Annotated in this window: 20 protein-coding genes and 1 pseudogene; 13 read left to right on the forward strand and 8 right to left on the reverse strand. The window is 65.8% G+C overall.

What is annotated here, in order from left to right; translation table 11 throughout:
• Positions 1 to 112 precede the first annotated feature (112 nt).
• The 3 genes from zapE to DY468_RS22200 all read right to left on the reverse strand — a co-directional run bounded on the left by zapE (position 113) and on the right by DY468_RS22200 (position 2,822).
• Entirely contained in the window at positions 113 to 1,297 is a 1,185-nt protein-coding gene (gene zapE, locus DY468_RS22190; RefSeq protein ID WP_164607438.1) for a cell division protein ZapE, read from the reverse strand.
• An 83-nt stretch (positions 1,298 to 1,380) separates the two neighbouring features.
• Positions 1,381 to 1,920 (reverse strand): RNA 2',3'-cyclic phosphodiesterase, encoded by a 540-nt coding sequence (thpR, locus tag DY468_RS22195; protein WP_164607440.1) that lies wholly within the window; start codon positions 1,918 to 1,920, stop codon positions 1,381 to 1,383.
• A 206-nt stretch (positions 1,921 to 2,126) separates the two neighbouring features.
• Positions 2,127 to 2,822: an arylesterase gene (locus DY468_RS22200; protein ID WP_205512616.1), complete on the reverse strand. Its 696-nt coding sequence runs from the start codon at positions 2,820 to 2,822 to the stop codon at positions 2,127 to 2,129.
• Between DY468_RS22200 and DY468_RS22205 the strand changes: the two genes are divergently transcribed.
• The 4 genes and pseudogenes from DY468_RS22205 to DY468_RS22220 all read left to right on the forward strand — a co-directional run.
• Positions 2,821 to 3,561: an ABC transporter ATP-binding protein gene (locus DY468_RS22205; RefSeq protein WP_164607442.1), complete on the forward strand. Its 741-nt coding sequence runs from the start codon at positions 2,821 to 2,823 to the stop codon at positions 3,559 to 3,561. The genes DY468_RS22200 and DY468_RS22205 overlap by 2 nt on opposite strands.
• A gap of 3 nt (positions 3,562 to 3,564) precedes the next feature.
• The gene (locus tag DY468_RS22210; protein WP_164607444.1) at positions 3,565 to 6,135 is read left to right on the forward strand and encodes an ABC transporter permease; all 2,571 of its coding nucleotides are present in this window, start codon (positions 3,565 to 3,567) and stop codon (positions 6,133 to 6,135) included.
• 330 nt (positions 6,136 to 6,465) lie between these two features.
• Positions 6,466 to 7,278, forward strand: coding sequence for a Bax inhibitor-1/YccA family protein (locus DY468_RS22215; RefSeq protein WP_164607446.1), 813 nt, complete (start codon positions 6,466 to 6,468; stop codon positions 7,276 to 7,278).
• 204 nt (positions 7,279 to 7,482) lie between these two features.
• A pseudogene (locus DY468_RS22220) lies at positions 7,483 to 8,046 on the forward strand (GNAT family N-acetyltransferase); the annotation flags it as partial.
• A 120-nt stretch (positions 8,047 to 8,166) separates the two neighbouring features.
• On the opposite strand, the gene DY468_RS22225 reads toward DY468_RS22220, so the two are convergent.
• The 3 genes from DY468_RS22225 to acnA form a co-directional block, all read right to left on the reverse strand.
• Positions 8,167 to 8,535, reverse strand: a complete 369-nt coding sequence (locus DY468_RS22225; protein WP_164607449.1) for a DUF2794 domain-containing protein — start codon at positions 8,533 to 8,535, stop codon at positions 8,167 to 8,169.
• Between the two features lie 396 nt (positions 8,536 to 8,931).
• Positions 8,932 to 9,687 carry a DUF1223 domain-containing protein gene (locus DY468_RS22230; protein WP_164607451.1) on the reverse strand — a complete coding sequence of 252 codons (756 nt, stop codon included), beginning with the start codon at positions 9,685 to 9,687 and terminating at the stop codon, positions 8,932 to 8,934.
• 164 nt (positions 9,688 to 9,851) lie between these two features.
• On the reverse strand, positions 9,852 to 12,569 hold the full coding sequence (gene acnA, locus DY468_RS22235; RefSeq protein ID WP_164607453.1) for an aconitate hydratase AcnA: 2,718 nt from the start codon (positions 12,567 to 12,569) through the stop codon (positions 9,852 to 9,854).
• A gap of 215 nt (positions 12,570 to 12,784) precedes the next feature.
• Between acnA and ccmA the strand changes: the two genes are divergently transcribed.
• The 8 genes from ccmA to DY468_RS22275 all read left to right on the forward strand — a co-directional run bounded on the left by ccmA (position 12,785) and on the right by DY468_RS22275 (position 17,366).
• Entirely contained in the window at positions 12,785 to 13,387 is a 603-nt protein-coding gene (gene ccmA / locus DY468_RS22240; protein ID WP_164607456.1) for a heme ABC exporter ATP-binding protein CcmA, read from the forward strand.
• Entirely contained in the window at positions 13,384 to 14,052 is a 669-nt protein-coding gene (ccmB, locus tag DY468_RS22245; RefSeq protein WP_164607458.1) for a heme exporter protein CcmB, read from the forward strand. The genes ccmA and ccmB overlap by 4 nt, the downstream gene beginning before the upstream one ends.
• An 80-nt stretch (positions 14,053 to 14,132) precedes the next feature.
• A complete protein-coding gene (locus tag DY468_RS22250) occupies positions 14,133 to 14,513 on the forward strand; it encodes an MbcA/ParS/Xre antitoxin family protein (RefSeq protein ID WP_164607460.1) in 381 nt (126 codons plus the stop codon).
• A gap of 61 nt (positions 14,514 to 14,574) precedes the next feature.
• Entirely contained in the window at positions 14,575 to 15,237 is a 663-nt protein-coding gene (locus DY468_RS22255; protein ID WP_349644321.1) for an RES family NAD+ phosphorylase, read from the forward strand.
• A gap of 90 nt (positions 15,238 to 15,327) precedes the next feature.
• Positions 15,328 to 16,062 carry a heme ABC transporter permease gene (locus DY468_RS22260; protein ID WP_164607464.1) on the forward strand — a complete coding sequence of 245 codons (735 nt, stop codon included), beginning with the start codon at positions 15,328 to 15,330 and terminating at the stop codon, positions 16,060 to 16,062.
• The gene (gene ccmD, locus DY468_RS22265; protein ID WP_164607465.1) at positions 16,062 to 16,235 is read left to right on the forward strand and encodes a heme exporter protein CcmD; all 174 of its coding nucleotides are present in this window, start codon (positions 16,062 to 16,064) and stop codon (positions 16,233 to 16,235) included. Before DY468_RS22260 ends, ccmD begins: the two co-directional genes overlap by 1 nt.
• A gap of 15 nt (positions 16,236 to 16,250) precedes the next feature.
• On the forward strand, positions 16,251 to 16,847 hold the full coding sequence (locus DY468_RS22270; protein WP_164607467.1) for a DsbE family thiol:disulfide interchange protein: 597 nt from the start codon (positions 16,251 to 16,253) through the stop codon (positions 16,845 to 16,847).
• 141 nt (positions 16,848 to 16,988) lie between these two features.
• Positions 16,989 to 17,366, forward strand: coding sequence for a ComEA family DNA-binding protein (locus DY468_RS22275; RefSeq protein WP_164607469.1), 378 nt, complete (start codon positions 16,989 to 16,991; stop codon positions 17,364 to 17,366).
• A gap of 121 nt (positions 17,367 to 17,487) precedes the next feature.
• Here the strand turns inward: DY468_RS22275 and DY468_RS22280 are convergent, their stop codons facing one another.
• The gene (locus tag DY468_RS22280; RefSeq protein WP_164607471.1) at positions 17,488 to 18,105 is read right to left on the reverse strand and encodes a septation protein A; all 618 of its coding nucleotides are present in this window, start codon (positions 18,103 to 18,105) and stop codon (positions 17,488 to 17,490) included.
• Entirely contained in the window at positions 18,102 to 19,049 is a 948-nt protein-coding gene (gene ftsY / locus DY468_RS22285; RefSeq protein WP_164607473.1) for a signal recognition particle-docking protein FtsY, read from the reverse strand. The genes DY468_RS22280 and ftsY overlap by 4 nt, the downstream gene beginning before the upstream one ends.
• Before the next feature lie 28 nt (positions 19,050 to 19,077).
• Here ftsY and DY468_RS22290 point away from each other — a divergent pair.
• The coding region (locus DY468_RS22290) for an RluA family pseudouridine synthase (RefSeq protein ID WP_164607475.1) at positions 19,078 to 19,583 on the forward strand (506 nt) is incomplete at its 3' end.

Below are 19,583 nucleotides of genomic sequence, written 5' to 3' on the forward strand. Positions count from 1 at the left end.
GGGGTGGGAAATCCGTTTGGGTGGTTATCGCTTTCGCCCCATGCGTTCAAGTCGGCGAGCGTCCATTTGTTAGGCCGGCGGCCCTGCAGATCGCGGGTGGCTCGAAACAGGCCTAGGTTTCGACCAATCCGGTGGTATCGCCGGTGGCGGTGGAGTCGCGCCGGCCGTGCGGCAGCGCCAGATACGATTCCGATCCCATTTCTGTGAGACGGGAAACGGTACGATTGAATTCGAGCGCTTCGAAGCCTTCGGTGGCGCGGTAGAGCCGCGCTGGCTCCGCCGCGGCCGATGCCATCAGCTTCACGGAGTTGTCGTACAGCGTATCGATTAGCGCGATGAATCGTTTCGCGGCATTGCGATCGGCGTAGTCCATCACCGGCACATGATCGATCATCAGGGTGTGGTATTCATGGGCGAGCCGCAGGTAATCGCTGGCGCCCAGCGGTTTCTGACACAGATCCGCGAACGAGAACCGCGCGACGTGGTGATCGGCCTGCGGGACGTGCAGGATGCGCCCCTTGATGGAGATATCGCGCGGCTCGCCCTTGGTCGTGCCGGTGATCCGCTGCCAGGCCTGATCGATCGTGGCGGCCGCCTCGGCATCGTCCGGCGTCAGCCAGACCTTCATGCCGGCAAATTTCTCCAGCCGGTAATCGGTTCGCGCATCGAGGCGTATCACCCGCATATGCCGCTTCACCTGACCGATGAACGGCATGAACAGCGAGCGGTTGAGGCCTCCCTTGTAGAGATCATCGGGCGCAACGTTGGAGGTAGCCACCACCACGGTGCCGAGTTCGAACAGTTTGGTGAACAGCCGGCCGAGGATCATCGCATCGGCAATGTCGGTGACGTGGAATTCGTCGAAACACAGCAGCCAGGCCTCGTCGAGGATCGATGCCGCCGTCAGCTCCATGACGTCCGCGTCGGGAATATCGCCGCGCTTGATCGCCTGGCGGAAGCCGTTGATGCGATCATGGGTCTCGGCCATGAATTCGTGAAAATGCGACCGCCGCTTGAACGCGATCGGGCTCGCGTCGAAGAACAAGTCCATCAGCATGGTCTTGCCGCGGCCGACCTCGCCATGGATGTACAGGCCCTGCGGAGGCTGCTGGCCGGCATCGCCGCCGCCGAACAGCCGGCCGAAAAAACCCTGCTTTTTCGGTGGCTTGTATCCGTCGAGCGTCTCGTTGAGCAGCGTGAAAGCCTGCACCGCCCGTGCCTGCGCCGGGTCGGCTTCGATGCTGCCGGAGGCGATCAGAGATTGATATTGCTGGCGGAGCGAGTGCGGCGAGGACATGTTGCCCTTTACCGCCTGATCGGGCGACAAAATGCAAGTCGGGAATCGGGCGGTGAGCTATGCGCGAGACCGAGGGAGCCGCGTCAGGCGTTCAGCTCGTAGGGTGCCTCGACGATATACGGGCCACCTCCGGTCGAGGCCCGCGCCGAATACAGCACGAACCGCTCGGCCTTGAACACCTTGGACGGAAAGTAACCACGGATCGACAAATAGTCGGCGACATCGCGGCTGGAGACGTCACCGCGCAGCCGCGCCAGGGTGACGTGCGGGGTGAATTTCCGCCCCTCCGGATCGAGCCCGACGCGCTGCATCAGCCGCTCGAGTTCGGCCTGCAGCTCGATCAATGGCTTCGACGGCACGACCGAGGCCACCACCGCGCGAGGCTTCTTGCCGCCGAAGCTCGACAGCCCCTGCAGCGTCACTTCGAACGGCTTGCGGTTGACCCGAAACAGTGTGGAGGCGATCTCGTTGGCGGTGATGCCGTCGATGTCGCCGATGAACCGCAAGGTGAGATGATAATCGTCCGGGTCGACCCAGCGCGCGCCCGGCAATCCGCCACGTAAACTCGACAGGGTCTGGCTGATCTCGGCCGGAATCTCCAGTCCGGTAAACAAACGCGGCATCGGCACACCCTCGAACCTGAGGCCCGATTGCGGTTGCCTATCCCGATCGAAGGACCGTCCCACGAGGAACACAGCAGTCCGCAAAACGTCCGGCGAATCAACGATACGATTCTGTAGCGCGTTTGTGTAACAGCGCTACAGCGGAGCCCCGGCGCGGCCAAAAAAGCTGAGGGCAATCCAACCCTTAAGGCCAGATGACCGTTTTCTCAGCGGGTTTGCCCGAGGAGCGGGCGGAGCAGCGCCTCGACCATGGGCAGAATGCGCTCGACCACCACATCGACACCCGCCGCCGTCGGATGGATGCCGTCGGCCTGGTTCAGGTTCGAAATCGCGGCGACGCCGTCGAGAAAGAACGGATACAGCGGCACGTCGTATTGCTTGGCGAGCTCGGGATAGATCGCGTCGAACTGGGCCGCGTAGTCCTTGCCGTAATTCGGCGGCGCCAGCATCCCGGCGAGCAGCACAGGCAGATTGCGCGCTTTCAGCCGCTTCAGGATCTCGTCCAGCGCTTTGCGCGGGACCTTCGGATCGGTGCCGCGCAGCGCGTCATTGGCACCGAGTTCGACGATCACCGCGTCGGCATCCGGCGGGACCGACCAGTCGAGCCGCTCCAGGCCGCCGCTGGCGGTATCGCCGGACACCCCGGCATTGACCATCTCGGTGTCGATGCCTTTGGCTTTGAGCGCCTTTTGCAGCTTGGCCGGAAACGCATCGGCGGACGGCAGCCCATAGCCGGCGGTCAGCGAGTCGCCGAGCACCACGACTTTCAAGGGCTTGGCGGCGGCCTCGGCCCGCGCACTCTGTCCAGGCAAGGCCACGATCAGGCCAAATCCGAGGACCAGCGCGATCGTGCGCGCCCACCTCTCGACCGCCACGATTGAATAGCCATATGAGGCAGCCATGGACAGTCTCATCGAACCCTCGTCATCGGCCGGCGGCACTCCGGACACCATCGCGATCTCCAACGTCAATCTGTCGCTGGGCAGTGGCGCCGCGCGGGTGCACATCCTCAAGGACATCAGCCTGCGCGTCGCCGCCGGCGAGGCGATCGGGCTGATCGGCCCGTCCGGCTCCGGCAAGTCCACCCTGCTGATGGTGATGGCCGGGCTGGAACGACCCGACAGCGGTGAGGTGGTGGTCGACGGCACCGCTTTCAATGGTTTGGACGAGGACGCGCTCGCCCGCTTCCGCGGCCGGCAGATCGGCATCGTGTTTCAGTCCTTCCACCTGATTCCGACCATGACGGCGCTGGAGAACGTCGCGGTGCCGCTGGAGCTGGCCGGGCAAGCCGACGCCGCGGACCGCGCCGCACGCGAGCTGGCCTCGGTCGGTCTCGGCGAACGGCTGCATCATTACCCATCGCAACTCTCGGGCGGCGAGCAGCAGCGCGTCGCGCTCGCCCGCGCGCTGGCCCCCGATCCGGCGATCCTGGTGGCCGACGAGCCGACCGGCAATCTCGACGAGACCACCGGCAGGCAGATCGTCGACCTATTGTTCGCCAAGCACGCCGAGCGCGGCATGACGCTGGTGCTGGTGACCCACGATTCGTCGCTGGCGCAGCGCTGTGACCGAGTGGTCCGGCTCCGCTCCGGGCGGATCGACACCATGTTGCCGGGTGCCGCCCGGGCGCGTTCGGCCTGACCGATGAGCTTGCTCACCGAGACCCGATCCAGCACAAACTTCTGGCCGCTGCCGCTGCGCTATGCGCTCCGCGAGATGCGCGGCGGCCTGAGCGGCTTCTACGTGTTCATCGCCTGCATTGCGCTCGGCGTGATGGCGATCGCCGGCGTCGGCTCGGTGGCAGCCAGCCTCAGCGATGGGCTCGCGCGCGAGGGCCGCACCCTGCTCGGCGGCGATGCGGCCTTCTCGCTGATCCAGCGCGAGGCGACGCCGGACGAAGTGGCATTTCTGCGCAGCCGCGGGACGGTTTCGGTCGCCGCGACGATGCGCGCGATGGCGCGCACCGGCGACGGCCGCTCGGCGCTGATCGAGCTGAAGGCCGTCGATGGCGCTTATCCGCTGCTCGGCGAACTGAAGCTCGATCCACCGATGCCGCTCGCCGAGCTGCTGAGCCGACGCGACGATCGGTACGGCGCCGCCGCTGATGCCGCTCTGCTGGCGCGGCTCGATCTCAAGGTCGGCGACACGGTCACGATCGGCAGCGCCGCCTTCCAGATTCGCAGCGTCGTCGCTGCCGAGCCGGACAAGCTGTCCGGCAATATCGGGTTCGGTCCGCGGTTTCTGATCAGCGACGAAGCCCTGCGCGCGACGCAGTTGCTGCAGCCCGGCAGTCTGGTGCGCTGGATCTATCGCGTCCGGCTGCCGGACAACGGCGCCGACGACCGCGCGGCGCAGCGTCTCGTCGATGAGACCCGCGCGGCGCTGCCGCATGCCGGATGGGAAATCCGGACGCGCAGCAACGCCTCGCCCCAGCTCGAACGCACCATCACCCGCTTCACCCAATTCCTGACTCTGGTCGGCCTCGCCGCGCTGGTGGTCGGTGGCGTGGGGGTCGCCAATGCGGTGAAGAGCCACATCGACCGCCGCCGCGATGTCATTGCGACATTCAAGGCCGTCGGCGGCACCGGCGGCAACGTTTTCGCCATCTACCTGACGCAGGTGATCGTCCTGGCCGTGATCGGTGCGGCGATCGGGCTGGCGCTCGGCGCTGCGATCCCGTTTGCGATCGTCGGACTGTTCGGCCAGTTGCTGCCGCTGCCGGTGGTCGCCGCAGTGCATCCCGGCGCACTGGCGCTGTCGTTGTTGTACGGCCTCTTGACCGCGCTGGCCTTCGGCCTGTGGCCGTTAGCGCAGGTTCGCGACGTGCCGGTGGCGACGCTGTTTCGCGAAGCCGCAACGGCCGACAGTCATCGGCCGCGATTGAAATACATCGTGTGGATCGGCATCGTCGTCGCAGCGCTGCTGGCGCTGGTGATCGGCCTGTCCTACGACAAGCGCATTGCGCTCGCGGTCGTCGGCGCCACGCTCGCGGTGTTCGTGCTGCTGCGCGGCGTCGCCGCCGGCCTGATGGCCGTCGCGCGCCGGCTGCCGCGGTCGCGCAGCACCATGCTGCGGCTCGCGGTCGCCAACATCCATCGCCCAGGCGCGCTGACCCCGTCGGTCGTGTTGTCGCTCGGCCTCGGGCTCGCGGTGCTGGTCACGGTGTCGCAGGTCGACGGCAATCTGCGGCGCCAGTTCACCGCGGCACTGCCCGCGAAGGCACCGACGTTCTTCTTCATCGACATCCCCTCGAGCGAGACTGAGCAATTTGGTACGTTCCTGCATCAGATCGCCCCGAATGCGACGCTCGAGGACGTCCCGATGCTGCGCGGCCGGATCGTCGCCGCCCGCGGCGTCCGGGCCGAAGACCTCAAGCCCGCCTCCGACGCCGAGTGGGTGCTGCAAAGCGACCGCGGCCTGACCTATGCGGCCGAAGTTCCGGCCGGTTCCAAAGTGGTCGAGGGGTATTGGTGGCCGAAGAACTACAGCGGCCCGCCGCTGGTCTCATTCGACAAAAAGTTGGCGCAGGGGCTCGGCCTTTCGATCGGCGACAAGGTGACGGTCAACGTGCTCGGCCGCGAGATCACCGCGACGATCGCCAATCTGCGCAGCATCGATTGGCAGAGTCTGGGCATCAACTTCGTCCTGGTGTTCTCGCCCGACACCTTCCGCGGCGCGCCGCACACCCATATCGCGACGCTGACCGAGAGCGGCAGCACGCCGCAGAGCGACGCGGCGGTGATCAAGCAGGTCGCCGACAAATTTCCGATGGTCACCTCCGTCCGCGTCCGTGAGGCGCTGGAGACGGTCGGCGGCGTGGTGTCCAACCTGGTGCTGGCTGTGCGCGGCGCGAGCGCGGTGACGCTGATCTCGGCCATCCTCGTGCTCGGCGGCGCGCTTGCGGCGGGTCATCGCCACCGTGTCTACGACGCGGTGATCCTGAAGACGCTCGGCGCCACCCGGGCGCGGCTGATCGGCGCCTTCGCGCTGGAATATGTCATGATCGGCCTCGCAACCGCTGCTTTCGCGGTCGCCGCCGGCTCGACCGCCGCGTGGCTGATTGTCACACGGTTGATGACGCTCAGCTTCGTCTGGCAGGCCGGCTCGGCGGCCGGCGTGGTGGTGGCCGCCCTGGTGGTAACCGTCGGTCTCGGACTGGTCGGGACGCTGCTCGCCCTGAGCCAGAAGCCCGCTTCCGTTTTGCGCAATTTATAGTTATGCAGCCCGCGGCATTGGGCTGCGCGGCGTGCTGGCGCTCCCTTCCGTCGGGGCCTGCCACAGGCCTGAAACCGCCACTTTCGACCAAGGTCGGACGCCGGTTTCTTTACCCTTCCGGAGCGGAGCGACATTCAGCCGCGCATTATATCTTGCCCGGTCCGTGTTAGTTTCCCACATATCAGAATGGGTCGGACGGCTCGATGAACAGGCGTTAATTTTGGGTTCGAACCTCGGATTGACGCCCATTGTGAACCACCGTCCGGTGATAACTTAGTACTGGCGATCGCCACCCTTCGCGACCGGCCAGAGCAACTCGGGATCTCGACCATGTCGGACTTGGACCGCAACTACGCTTCTCCCTTTGGCCGGGCCGCCGGACGCGTCGATACCGCGACCGTCGACGCCGGCCTGCGCGCCTACATGCTGCGCATCTACAACTACATGACGATCGGCCTGGCCATCACCGGCCTGGCCGCTCTCGGTGTCTATATGGGCGCCGTGACGACGGACCCATCCTCGGCCGCAATCCTCGCTAATGGACAACCGTTTGCGATGAAGGGCGGCTACTTGACGACCTTCGGCGTTGCGATGTTCGTCAGCCCGCTGAAGTGGGTGTTCATGTTGGCGCCGCTGGCGATGGTGTTCGTCATCTCCTTCGGCATCAACCGCCTGAAGCCGCAGACGGCCCAGCTTCTGTTCTGGGCGTTCTCGGCGCTGATGGGCATCTCGCTGTCGTCGATCTTCCTGGTGTACACCCACACCTCGATCGTGCGGGTGTTCTTCATCACCGCCGCCGCGTTCGGTGCGCTGAGCCTCTATGGCTACACCACCAAGCGTGACATGACCGGGATGGGTTCGTTCCTGATCATGGGCCTGTTCGGCGTCGTGATCGCCAGCCTGGTGAACCTGTTCGTCGCCTCGTCGATGCTGCAGTTCATCGTGTCGGTGGTGGGCGTGCTGGTGTTCGCCGGCCTGACCGCCTGGGACACCCAGCGGCTGAAGAACGACTACATCTACGGCTACGGCTCGATGGGCGGCGAGGTCGCCGAACGGGCCGCCATCACCGGCGCGCTGTCGCTGTACCTGAACTTCATCAACCTGTTCACGCTGCTGCTGCAGCTTCTCGGACAGCGCGAATAAGCCTTTCACCTCGGGTGAAGCTGAAAGCCCCGGCCGCCGCGCCGGGGCTTTTTTGTTGCGAAGGTGCATTGTTGCCCACGGCCACGGCCGGCCGCAGGAAGCTGGGCTCGGCCCTCACCGCAACGGTCGTGATCGCCGGAGCCCTTGAAGCGTTGCGAGGAGGATGGATACGCGGGTCGAGCCCGCGTATGACGGCGGCGTTCGGATCGCTCCCGTCGCTCGTCTCAGGCCCGCCCCATGCCCGACTTTCTCGTCCGCCCCGCAACGCCCGCCGACCTTCCGGCCATCACCGCGATCTACGATGAAGCCGTCCGCACCGGCACCGCCACGTTCGAACTGACGCCGCCTGATCTGGCCGAAATGACGCGGCGCTTCGACGCCCTGACCGGTGGCGGCTTTCCCTATCTGGTGGCTGAAGCGGACGGGACGATTGCCGGCTACGCCTATGCGGGACCGTATCGGCCGCGGCCGGCCTACCGGTTCACGGTCGAGAACTCGATCTATCTCGATCCAGCGGCGCACCGCCGCGGCATCGGCAGCGCGCTGCTGCGCGACCTGATCGCCACATGCACGGAGCGTGGCTTCCGTCAGATGATCGCGGTGATCGGCGATTCCGCCAACGCCGCCTCGATCGCCCTGCACCGCAAGGCCGGGTTCGTGCCGATCGGCACCCACACCGACGTCGGCTTCAAGTTCGGTCGCTGGCTGGATTCGGTGCTGATGCAGCGAGCGCTCGGCGATGGCGGGGAGAGCGTGCCGGAGGCTTGATCCAAAGACGTCATTCCGGGGCGCTCGCGCCAGCGAGCGAACCCGGAATCCAGATACTGTCAGCAAGGATCGAGATTCCGGGTTCGCCGCTGCGCGGCGCCCCGGAATGACGGAGGGAGCTCACACCAGCGCCAGCTTGCGGTCGATCACCAGGAGCACGCGGTCGAGTTCGTGGCCTCGGCGCAGGATCTGGCCGGAGGCGCCGATCACGCAGTACGCCCCCTGTTTGCGGGCGAGCCGCGGATCCTTGACGATGCGATAGAGCGGGACTTCCGAGGCGCGGCGGAAAATCGAGAACACCGCATGGTCCTTCAGGAAGTCGATCGCGTAATCGCGCCATTCGCCGGCAGCGACCATCCGGCCGTAGAGATTGAGGATGCGATTGAGCTCCAGGCGGTTGAAGGTCACCCGTCCCTGCAGCGGCGCGCTGCCTGGGCGCTCCGCTGCACGGCTCTCGCTGGGATCAGCCTCCCCGGAAATCAGATCCATCGGCGCCTCCTGTCACTTCGCTGACATGATTGCGCCGCCGGCGCCGGGCCGCAAGGGGATCGAAAGCAGCAGAACCGCAAACCGGCTCGCGAGCCGTTCGATCTCACGGCTTCGTTAGGCAAATTCTTATTGCCGCCCGATTTTCGCCAACCGTGCGCCAAGCCGGCCTGCGATAAAACAATCACTGCGTTGGCCCGGTCCCTTCGGCTTCGGATTCCTCAGCCCCCAGCCCCCTGGAGCAGTCGGGATCGGGCCTGTACGCAGAACCTCAATCCCCCTCCTGGACCGACGCAAGTTGGTCCTTTTTGTTTTTGAGGGGGACGCTCCAGATCATCGAGCTTGCAGCCGAGCCGGCGCGCTCGGAGCTGCTGTCGCCGACATCCCGACGAATGCGGTTCAGTTCAACGACGTAAAGGCGGCGCCGAGCATCGCGCCGGGTTTCTCGCGGCTGCCGTTCTGGACATACACCGCCGCCGCATCGACGCCGTCGCCGACGACATTCTCAAGCGGCACCGTCCATTGCTCGGCGGCACCGGTCCAATCGCCGACCTTCAGCAGATTGCGCACGACGTTGTGGTAGGTGACGTGACGCCCGCGATTTTCGCCGCGCCCGATCTCGATCGGGATCGCCTTCGACACGCCGCAGATCCAGACCTCGCCGTGTCGGGCCGGATCGCCGTCCGGGGCTGCCGCGACCACGACCTTGATCTCGTTGCCCTCGACCTTCAGGGACACCGGCACGTTCATCACGCCGGCCGACCGATCGGTCGTTTTGATCGCGCTGTCGATACCGGTTCGATTACTGCCGACCAGATGCGCCGACCCGTTGACGATCACCTGCGGGGTGAACACGTCCCGATCGCCCCGCACTTGCGAATAGGCTTTCTGACGGGCGGTGAAGCGAGCGTCGGCGAGGGTGTCCTTCCAGCCGAGATAGTCCCAGTAATCGATCGGCAGGCTGAGCGCGATCACCGAAGGATCGCGCGCGAGTTCGCCGATGATCTTGTCTGCCGGCGGACAGGACGAGCAGCCTTGCGAGGTGAACAGTTCGACCACGGCGCGCGGCTCGGCGGCAGCAACATCCACCGTTGCGATCGTCACGCACAGTCCGATCGCGCCGGACCACCGCGAAAATCCACTGACACCGTTCATCGTCGTTTGCCGAACCGCCTTGCCGAGAGCTTCGGGACGGCGGTGCGCCGCCTCCAACGAGGAGCCTTAAAACGAAAAGGCGGCCCTTTGCATAGGCCGCCTTCCGTTCACCTGCCACTCACTTCGCAGTGAGGCAATCTTCGACTGTTGGCTGAGATCGCGGCTCAGGCCGCGAGCTTGCGCAACACGTAGTGAAGAATACCGCCGTTGCGGTAGTAATCGAGCTCGTCCAGCGTGTCGATGCGGCACAGCAGCGGCACGCGCTTGCGCTTGCCTTCGGCCGTGGTGATCTCGGCTTCCAGCATCTGCCGCGGCTTGAGGTCGCCCTCGAGGCCGCGGATGGTGACCTTCTCGTCGCCCTTGAGGCCGAGAGAGGCCCACGAGGTGCCTTCGACGAAGGTCAGCGGCAGCACGCCCATGCCGACCAGATTCGAGCGATGGATGCGCTCGAAGCTCTGGCAGACAACGGCGCGAACGCCGAGCAGACGGGTGCCCTTCGCGGCCCAGTCGCGCGACGAGCCGTTGCCGTACTCGGCGCCGGCGAACACCACGAGCGGCACCTTCTCGTCCTGGTACTTCATCGCGGCGTCGTAGATCGACATCTGCTTGCCGTCGGGCCAGTGCTTGGTGAGACCGCCTTCCGGGATGTTGCCGTCGGCGCCCTTCAGCATGTGGTTCTTGATGCGGATGTTGGCGAAGGTGCCGCGCATCATCACTTCATGATTACCACGGCGCGTGCCGTACTGATTGAAGTCGGCCGGGCGCACCTGACGCTCGGTCAGGTACTTGCCCGCCGGCGACGTCAGCTTGATCGAACCGGCCGGCGAGATGTGGTCGGTGGTGATCTTGTCGCCGAACAGCGCCAGGATGCGGGCGTCGACCACGTCGGTGATCGGCTCCGGCTGCTTGGTCATGCCTTCGAAGTAGGGCGGGTTCTGCACGTAGGTCGAACCCATGTTCCACTTGTAGGTCTCGCTCTCGACCGTCTTGATCTTGCGCCAGTTGGTGTCGCCCTTGAACACGTCGGCGTAGCGCGACTTGAACACCTTGGAGGTGACGAACTTCTTGACGAAGGCGTTGATCTCCTTGGTGCTCGGCCAGATGTCCTTCAGATACACCGGCTTGCCGTCCTTGCCGGTGCCGATCGGCTCGACCGCGAGGTTCTTGGTCACCGAACCGGCCAGCGCGTAGGCCACCACCAGCGGCGGCGAAGCCAGGTAGTTCGCCTGCACGTCCGGCGAGACGCGGCCTTCGAAGTTGCGGTTGCCCGACAGCACCGCGGCGGCGACGATGCCGTTGTCGTTGATCGACTTCGAGATCTCCTCCGGCAGCGGACCGGAATTGCCGATGCAGGTGGTGCAGCCGAACCCGACCAGGTTGAAGCCCACCTTGTCGAGGTCGGGCTGCAGGCCGGAATTGGCGAGATATTCGGCGACCACCTGGGAGCCCGGCGCCAGCGAGGTCTTCACCCACGGCTTGGCCTTGAGCCCCTTGGCGGCGGCGTTGCGGGCCAAGAGGCCGGCGCCGATCAGCACGCTCGGGTTCGAGGTGTTGGTGCAGGAGGTGATCGCGGCGATCACCACGTCGCCGTGGCCGAGATCGAAATTCTTGCCCTCGACCTTGTAGCGGGTGCCGTCCAGCGCCTTCTTGTACTCGGTCTCCATCGCGGCGGTGAAGCCTTCAGACACCGACGACAGCGCGATGCGCCCCTCGGGGCGCTTCGGGCCGGCCATCGACGGCACCACGTCGGCGAGGTCCAGCGTCAGCGTCACGGTGAATACCGGGTCGGGCGACTTGGCGGTGCGGTACAGGCCCTGCGCCTTGGCGTACTTCTCCACCAGCGCGACCCGCGCCGAGGCGCGGCCCGAGGTCTTCAAGTAGTCCAGCGCCTCGGAGTCGACCGGGAAGAAGCCGCAGGTCGCACCGTATTCCGGCGCCATGTTGGCGATCGTCGCCTTGTCGGCGACCGACAGATGGTCGAGGCCGGGGCCGAAGAATTCGACGAACTTGCCGACGACACCCTGCTTGCGCAGCATCTGGGTGACGGTGAGCACCAGGTCGGTGGCGGTGACGCCTTCCTTCAGCGCGCCCTTCAGCTTGAAGCCGACCACTTCGGGTAGCAGCATCGACAGCGGCTGGCCGAGCATCGCGGCTTCCGCCTCGATGCCGCCGACGCCCCAGCCGAGCACGGCGAGGCCGTTGACCATGGTGGTGTGCGAGTCGGTGCCGACCAGCGTGTCCGGATAGGCGACCTCGAAGGTGCCGGTCTTACGGCCGATGGTCATCTTCTGCTTCTTGGTCCAGACCGTCTGGGCCAGGTATTCGAGATTGACCTGATGGCAGATGCCGGTGCCGGGCGGGACGACCGAGAAGTTCGAGAACGCCTTCTGACCCCATTTCAGGAACTCGTAGCGCTCCTGGTTCTGCTTGTACTCCTCCGCGACGTTCTTCTTGAACGCCTGATTGTTGCCGAAGAAGTTGACGATCACCGAGTGGTCGATGACGAGGTCGACCGGCACCAGCGGGTTGATCTTCTCGGCATCGCCGCCGAGCGCCTGCATCGCGTTACGCATCGCGGCCAGATCGACCACCGCCGGAACGCCGGTGAAGTCCTGCATCAGCACGCGCGCCGGGCGGAAGGCGATCTCGTGCTCGAGCGCCTTCTTCCGCATCCACTTGGCGACCGCCATGATGTCGACTTTCTTGACGGTGCGGTCGTCCTCGTTGCGCAGCAGGTTTTCCAGCAGCACCTTCATCGAATAGGGAAGGCGGGAGATGCCTTTCAGGCCGTTCTTCTCGGCGGTGGGCAGGCTGTAATAGACGTAAGACTTGCTGCCGACCTTGAGGATCTTCCGGCATTTGAAGCTGTCGAGCGAGGTCATGTAGGGCGGGTCCCAGATTATCGTTTTCGATGGGGCGAGCTTGTATGCTGGCTCCGGAGGGGCAGGCCGTCCGGCTTGCAGGCGCCGATCGTGTGCTGCATCAAGTTGCGGCTTATAGAACCTTTCCAATTGCGCCGCCAGTTCGACAATGACAGGCGAGCGGATCGATTTGTGAGCAGACCGTTCCGATTCCGGAGCGGAGCAGGTTGGGGTGCATGCGGCTGTCCGGACGCGACTTACGATGTGTACGAGGAGGCCGCGAGGTATTCGCCGGTCTCGACTTCGAGGCGGGCGGCGGCGAAGCGTTGGCGCTGGTCGGACACAACGGCGCCGGCAAGACGTCGCTGCTCCGGCTGATCGCCGGGCTTCTGACTCTGGAGGCCGGAAGCATCACGCTCGATGGCGGGGAACCAGATACGCCGGTCGCCGAGCAAGCGCACTATCTCGGCCACCGCGACGCGCTCAAACCGTCGCTCACCGTCGCTGAAAATCTCGGCTTTTGGCGCGACTTTCTCGGCGACGAGCGCGCCGATCTGGACGCCGGCATCAGGGCGGTGGGGCTCGCTCACGCGGCCGAACTGCCCGCCGCTTACCTCTCCGCAGGGCAACGGCGGCGGCTGTCGATCGCGCGCCTGCTGGTGGTCAGGCGGCCGATCTGGCTGCTGGACGAGCCGACCTCGGCGCTCGACGTCAAAGGCCAGGAGCTGTTCGTCGGCCTGATGCTGGATCACCTCGCCCGCGGCGGGCTCATCGTCGCCGCCACCCATACGCCGCTCGGCATTCCGGTGCGCGAGCTGCGGATCGGAGCCGTCCAATGACCGCGCTCGGCGCCATCGTTCGCCGCGATATCAAGATCGCGCTCCGCGTCGGCGGCGGCGCGCTGATCGGCGTGCTGTTCTTCCTCACCGTCGTGGTGCTGATGCCGTTCGCGGTCGGCCCCGATCTCGCCTTGCTCAAACGCCTCGGCCCCGCGATCCTGTGGCTCGGCGCACTGCTCGCCAGCCTGCTGACGCTCGACCGGCTGTTCACCGCCGACGCCGAAGACGGTTCGCTCGACCTGATCGTGATGAGCCGCACGCCGCTGGAGCTGACCTGCGCCGCCAAGGCGCTGGCGCATTGGCTGGCCGCAGGGCTGCCGCTGATTGTCGCGACCCCGGTACTGGGCCTGTTGCTCAATCTCGACGGCAGCGCCTCGCTGGCCGTCATGGCGACGCTGCTGGCCGGCACCCCGGCGCTGACCTTCACCGGCATGATCGGCGCCGCGCTGGCGGTGACGCTGCGCCGCGGCGGATTGCTGCTGGCGGTGCTGGTGCTGCCGCTGTCGATCCCGGTTCTGATCTTCGGAGTCTCGGCCTCGCAGGCCGCGATCGTCGGACCGGTGCCGTTCGGCACCCCCTTCACCATCCTGTGCGCGATTTCGCTGTTCAGCCTGGTGCTCGGCCCCTTCGCCGCCGCCGCCAGCCTGCGGCAGGGACTGGATTGAGGAACCGAACACTTCCCGCGCCAAATTATTGCACCAGAAAGATTTGCGAACTATATTTCTGCTGAAACTGGAGACAGGCCATGGAGACCGTCACCCAGCAGCGCGCTTCGCCCGCTCAGGTCGGGCAGGTGCTGACCAAGGCGACCATCCGGGCGGCGGACCGGCTCGGCCTGTCGCAAAAAACTCTCGGTCACGTCATCGGCCTGTCGGAGGCCGTCGTCTCGCGGATGCGGAGCGGCGACTACGTGCTCGAGCGCGGCAAGCCGTTCGAATTGGCGACGCTGTTTGTGCGGTTGTACCGCTCGTTGGATGCGATCGTCGGCGGCGACGAAGCATCGGCGCGGGCGTGGATACGCAACGACAATCTGGCTCTCCGCGGAACGCCGGCCGAGATGATCCAGAAAGTCCAGGGCCTGATTCATGTCATCCAGTACCTGGACAGCCGCCGCGCTCCGATCTAGCGCGATCCGATTAGCAGGCCGGTTCTGGCGGATCGTCGAAGCGCAGCATCATGCGTCGACGATGAAACTGACCGACTCGCTTGCCGAACAAGCGTTGCTCGAGCAGCTCATCGACGACACCAAGCCGCCGGTGCCGCGCGATGGTGTCCGGCTCGACTATCTGCTGATGACGCCGTTCCGCTACAGCGCCAGCAACCCATGGGGATCGCGCTTCCGGCGCCCTTTCGCCGAGACGGGCGTGTTCTACGCTGCCGGGCTGCCACGCACGGCGATCGCCGAGGCGGTATTCCATCGCCTTCGCTTCTTCGCCGAGTCCCCCGCAACGCCGTGGCCGCAGAACCCGGGCGAATACACCGCTTTCGCGGTCGACCTCGACGCCGGCCAGGCGATCGACGTCGCGACGCTGCCGGCCGCCGACGCCGTGGCGGTGTTGGCGCCGGACAGCTACGAGGCCGGACAGGCGTTGGGCGATGCGGCCCGCGCCGCCGGGATCGACGTCATCCGATATCGCTCGGTGCGCGATCCGGACGGCGGCGACAACGTCGCGGTGCTGTCTCCGGGCGCCTTCGCGGCAAAAGCGCCGGTCGACCGCCAGAGCTGGCGAATTCACTTCGACCGCAACGGTGCCCGGGCAATCTGCGAAGCGCCGCGGTCGTCGCTCGCCTTCGGCCGCGACGCCTTCGAGTCCGACCCGCGAATGGCCGGATTCGTCTGGGACCGTTGACCCTCACCTCCGATCAACTCCCGCGGAAGTCGGGGGCGATCTGCGCCATATCATTGCCTGAGCCCGCTCCGGCCATTATCAGGGTGCGTCATGAAGCTGACCGAACTCGCCAACCCGACCCGGTTCCTGAGCTATGCCGGCCGCCTGCTGCCCTGGCTGGCGGGTGCGACCGCGCTGGCGCTGGCGGTGGGGCTGACGCAGGCGATGCTGGCGCCGGACGACTACCAGCAGGGCGCGACGGTCAAGATCATGTTCGTCCATGTGCCGAACGCCTGGCTGGCGATGTTCGTCTGGGGGGTGATGAGCGTCGCCTCGCTCGGCACGCTGGTGTGGCGGCATCCGCTCGCCGACGTCGCGGCCAAGACCGCAGCGCCGATCGGTGCCGCGTTCACGTTCCTGGCCCTGGTCACTGGCTCGCTGTGGGGACGGCCGATGTGGGGCACCTATTGGGAATGGGACGCCCGGCTGACCTCGATGCTGGTGCTGTTTCTGATGTATCTCGGACTGATCGCGCTGTGGCGCGCGGTCGAAGACCCGTCGCGGGCGGCCCGCGCCGCGGCGGTGTTGACGCTGGTCGGCGCCATCAACCTGCCGATCATCAAATTCTCGGTCGACTGGTGGAACACGCTGCACCAGCCGGCTTCGGTGATGCGGATGGGCGGATCGGCTCTGGACAAGGCGTTTCTGATTCCGCTGCTGGTCACTGCGGTCGGTTTCTCGCTGCTGTTTCTGACTCTGCATCTGGCGGCGATGCGCAACGAGATCCTGCGGCGGCGGGTGCGCTCGCTGCAGATGATGCAGGCCAGCCGGGCCGAGGCGGCGTGATGTTCGGCAAATACGCGGATTTCATCGTCTCGTCCTACGCCGCGACCGCCATCGTGGTGCTCCTGCTGATCGGCTGGGTGGTGCTCGATTATCGCAAGCAGAAGGCGCGGCTGCGCGACCTCGAAGCCAGCGGCGCCGTCCGCCGCTCCGGCCGCAGCGCCACCGATCACTGAACCAGACGGATCATCATGACCGATACGTTCGAGCCCGCCTCGCCGAAGCGCCGATCCTGGCTGGTGGTCCTGCCGGTGCTGCTGTTCGCCGGACTGGCGGTGCTGTTCTGGTTTCGGCTCGGCGACACCGACGTATCACGGATCCCCTCGGCGCTGATCGGCCGACCGGCGCCGCAGACGCCGCTGCCGCCGCTCGAGGGGCTGAACCGCGACGGCGCCCAGGTCGCCGGCCTCGATCCGGCGATGTTCAAGGGCAAGGTCAGCGTCGTCAACGTCTGGGCCTCGTGGTGCGTGCCGTGCCACGACGAGGCGCCGCTGCTGGTGACGCTGGCGCAGGACAGCCGGATTCAGCTCGTCGGAATCGACTACAAGGACAAGCCCGACAACGCCCGTCGCTTTCTCGGCCGCTACGGCAATCCGTTCGCCGCGGTCGGGGTCGACGCCAACGGCCGCGCCGCGATCGAATGGGGCGTGTACGGCGTGCCGGAAACGTTCGTCATCGGCCGCGACGGCAAAATCGCCTACAAGCTGGTCGGCCCGATCACGCCGGACAACATCGAAAAAGTGCTGAAGCCGGAAATCAGCAAGGCACTGGCTGCGCCGCAGAGCTGATCGGCCTGTTAGCACCGGCGACAACGCCCTGAAAAATAAATCGGACCGTTTATCGGCCGTTCATCGCGCCGCCATTGCGGCGCCATGAATCCCGGATGAGCTTCGAAGCGTTACTAACAACGTCCTTTGGAGGGACATCCGATGGGTACTTCCACCTTCCGTCGTCTCGCGCTCGCCCCGCTCGCCGCCGCCGTCGGGCTCGGTCTGCTCGCATCCGCACCCGCGATGGCGCAGACGCCGCAGTCGGCGACGCCGCCCGCAACCAAGATGGCTCCGGCGCCGAAGGCGGAGCCCAAGGCGGCCGCCCCCGCAAAGGCGGAGAAGACCGAACTGCTCGACATCAATTCGGCGACCGCCGAACAGCTCGACGCGCTCCCCGGCGTCGGCAAGGCCTACTCAGCGGCGATCATCAAGGGCCGTCCCTACAAGGGCAAGGACGAGCTGGTACACAAGAAGATCGTGCCGCAGAAGACCTACGACGGCATCAAGGACAAGATCATCGCCAAGCAGAAGAGCTGAGCGAGACGCGACCTTTCCATTTGCCACGATCGTCATTGCCGGGCTCGACCCGGCAATCCATCCTCCTCAAAAGATGGATGCCCGGGTCCAGCCCGGGCATGACGTTTTCTGGGTAGCAGCCTCAGCGCCCCGACACGTTGCCTTCGTCGGCAGCGCTCTGTTCGAGGGTCGCGGGCTCGGCCGCGTAGCGCTTGGTCAGCGGCATCTGCAGCAGCGCGAACAGCATGGTCAGCGGCAGCATGCCGAACACCTTGAAGTTGACCCAGAAATCGGTCGACTGCGTCCGCCACACCGCTTCGTTCAGCACCGCCATCGCGAAGAAGAACAGCGCCCAGCGCAGCGTCAGCTTGCGCCAGCCCTCGGCCGTCAGGTTGAACACCTGATCGAACATGATGGCGATGAACGAGCGGCCGAACAGCAGCCCGCCGCCGAGCACCGCGCCGAACAGCGAGTACACGATCGTCGGCTTCATCTTGATGAAGGTCTCGTCGTGCAGCACCAGCGTCAGGGTGCCGAACACCAGCACCACCACGGCGGTGACGATCGCCATGATCGGCACATGCTTCGTGACCACATAGGACGCGATGATGGCCACCACCACCGCCACCATGAAGGCGCCGGTGGCGGCGAACAGATGAAACTTGGCGTTGACGACGAAGAACACCAGCAGCGGACCCAGCTCGGTCGCGAACTTGAACAGCGGATGCGGCCGATTCTTCTCGAGCAGGTCGTCGGTCATGCCGCCTCCGTGCCGGCGATTGCCTTGGCGAAATCGCGCGCCGTAAACGGCGACAGATCGTCGACGCCTTCGCCGACGCCGATGAAGTGGACCGGCAGTTTGTGCTTCTCGGCGATCGCCACCAGGATGCCGCCGCGGGCGGTGCCGTCGAGCTTGGTCATCACCAGGCCGGTAACGCCGGCGGTCTTGGTGAAGGCTTCGACCTGAGACAGCGCGTTCTGACCGACGGTGGCGTCGAGCACCAGCAGCACCGCATGCGGCGCGCTCGCGTCGACCTTCTTGATCACCCGCACCACCTTTTCGAGTTCGTTCATCAACTCGGTGCGGTTCTGCAGCCGGCCGGCGGTGTCGATCAGCAGCACGTCACGGCCCTGCTGCTTGGCTTCGGTGAGCGCGTTGAAGGCGAGACCGGCCGCGTCCGAGCCCTGAGCGCCGGACACCACCGGGGTGCCGGTGCGATCGCCCCAGACCTTCAGCTGATCGATCGCCGCGGCCCGGAAGGTGTCGCCGGCAGCCAGCATCACCTTATGACCTTCGGCAGCGAACCGCGCCGACAATTTGCCGATGGTGGTGGTCTTGCCGGAGCCGTTGACCCCGACCATCAGGATCACGAACGGCTTCTTGCCGGCGTCGATGTCGAGCGGCTGCGCCACCGGCGCCAGCACCTTTTCGACCTCCGCGGCCACGATCTCTTTGACGTCGCTGGCCGAGATCATCTTGTCGTAGCGGCCCTCGCCGACCGCCTTGGCGATCCGTGCCGCCACTTCGGTGCCGAGATCGGCCCGCAGCAGCACGTCCTCGATCTCCTCGAGCATCGCCCGGTCGAGCTTGCGCTTGGACACGAATTCCGACAGCGCGGTCCCGATCGAGCTCGAGGTGCGCTTCAGACCGCTGGACAGCCGCCGCCACCAGCTCTGTTTTGAATTTTCCGGAGTGTCGCTCATCAGGGCGCTGTGTTAGCCGTTTCGCGCCATGAACGAAAGCCACCCCGATCAATTCGAGCCGCCGGAACTGACCCCGGACGAGATCCAGGCGCGCGTGCTGTATCGGGACGGGCTGATGCTGGTGATCGACAAGCCTCCCGGTCTGCCGGTGCATCGTGGTCCCAAAGGCGGCCCAAACCTGGAGGCTTCGTTCGACGCGCTCCGCTACGGTTTGCCGCGCCCGCCGGTGCTGGCGCATCGGCTCGACCGCGACACCTCCGGCTGCCTGGTGCTCGGCCGCCACCGCAAGGCCACCGCCACGCTGGGGCTGCTGTTCAAGCATTCGCGGATTTCGAAGACCTATTGGGCGATCGTCGAGGGCGGTCCGGCCGAAGACGAAGGCAGCATCGACCTGCCGATCGGCAAGCTCAACGCCGAGCGCGGCTGGTGGCAAAAGATCGACCAGGAAAGTGGGCTCCCGTCGCTGACGAAATGGCGGGTGATGGGGCGGTCGGGAGTTTTGCCGGCCGCCGCGACGACCACCTCCGTAACATC

Origin of the sequence: Rhodopseudomonas sp. BR0M22 (assembly GCF_010907035.1) — a bacterium.
Taxonomy (GTDB): Bacteria; Pseudomonadota; Alphaproteobacteria; order Rhizobiales; family Xanthobacteraceae; genus Rhodopseudomonas.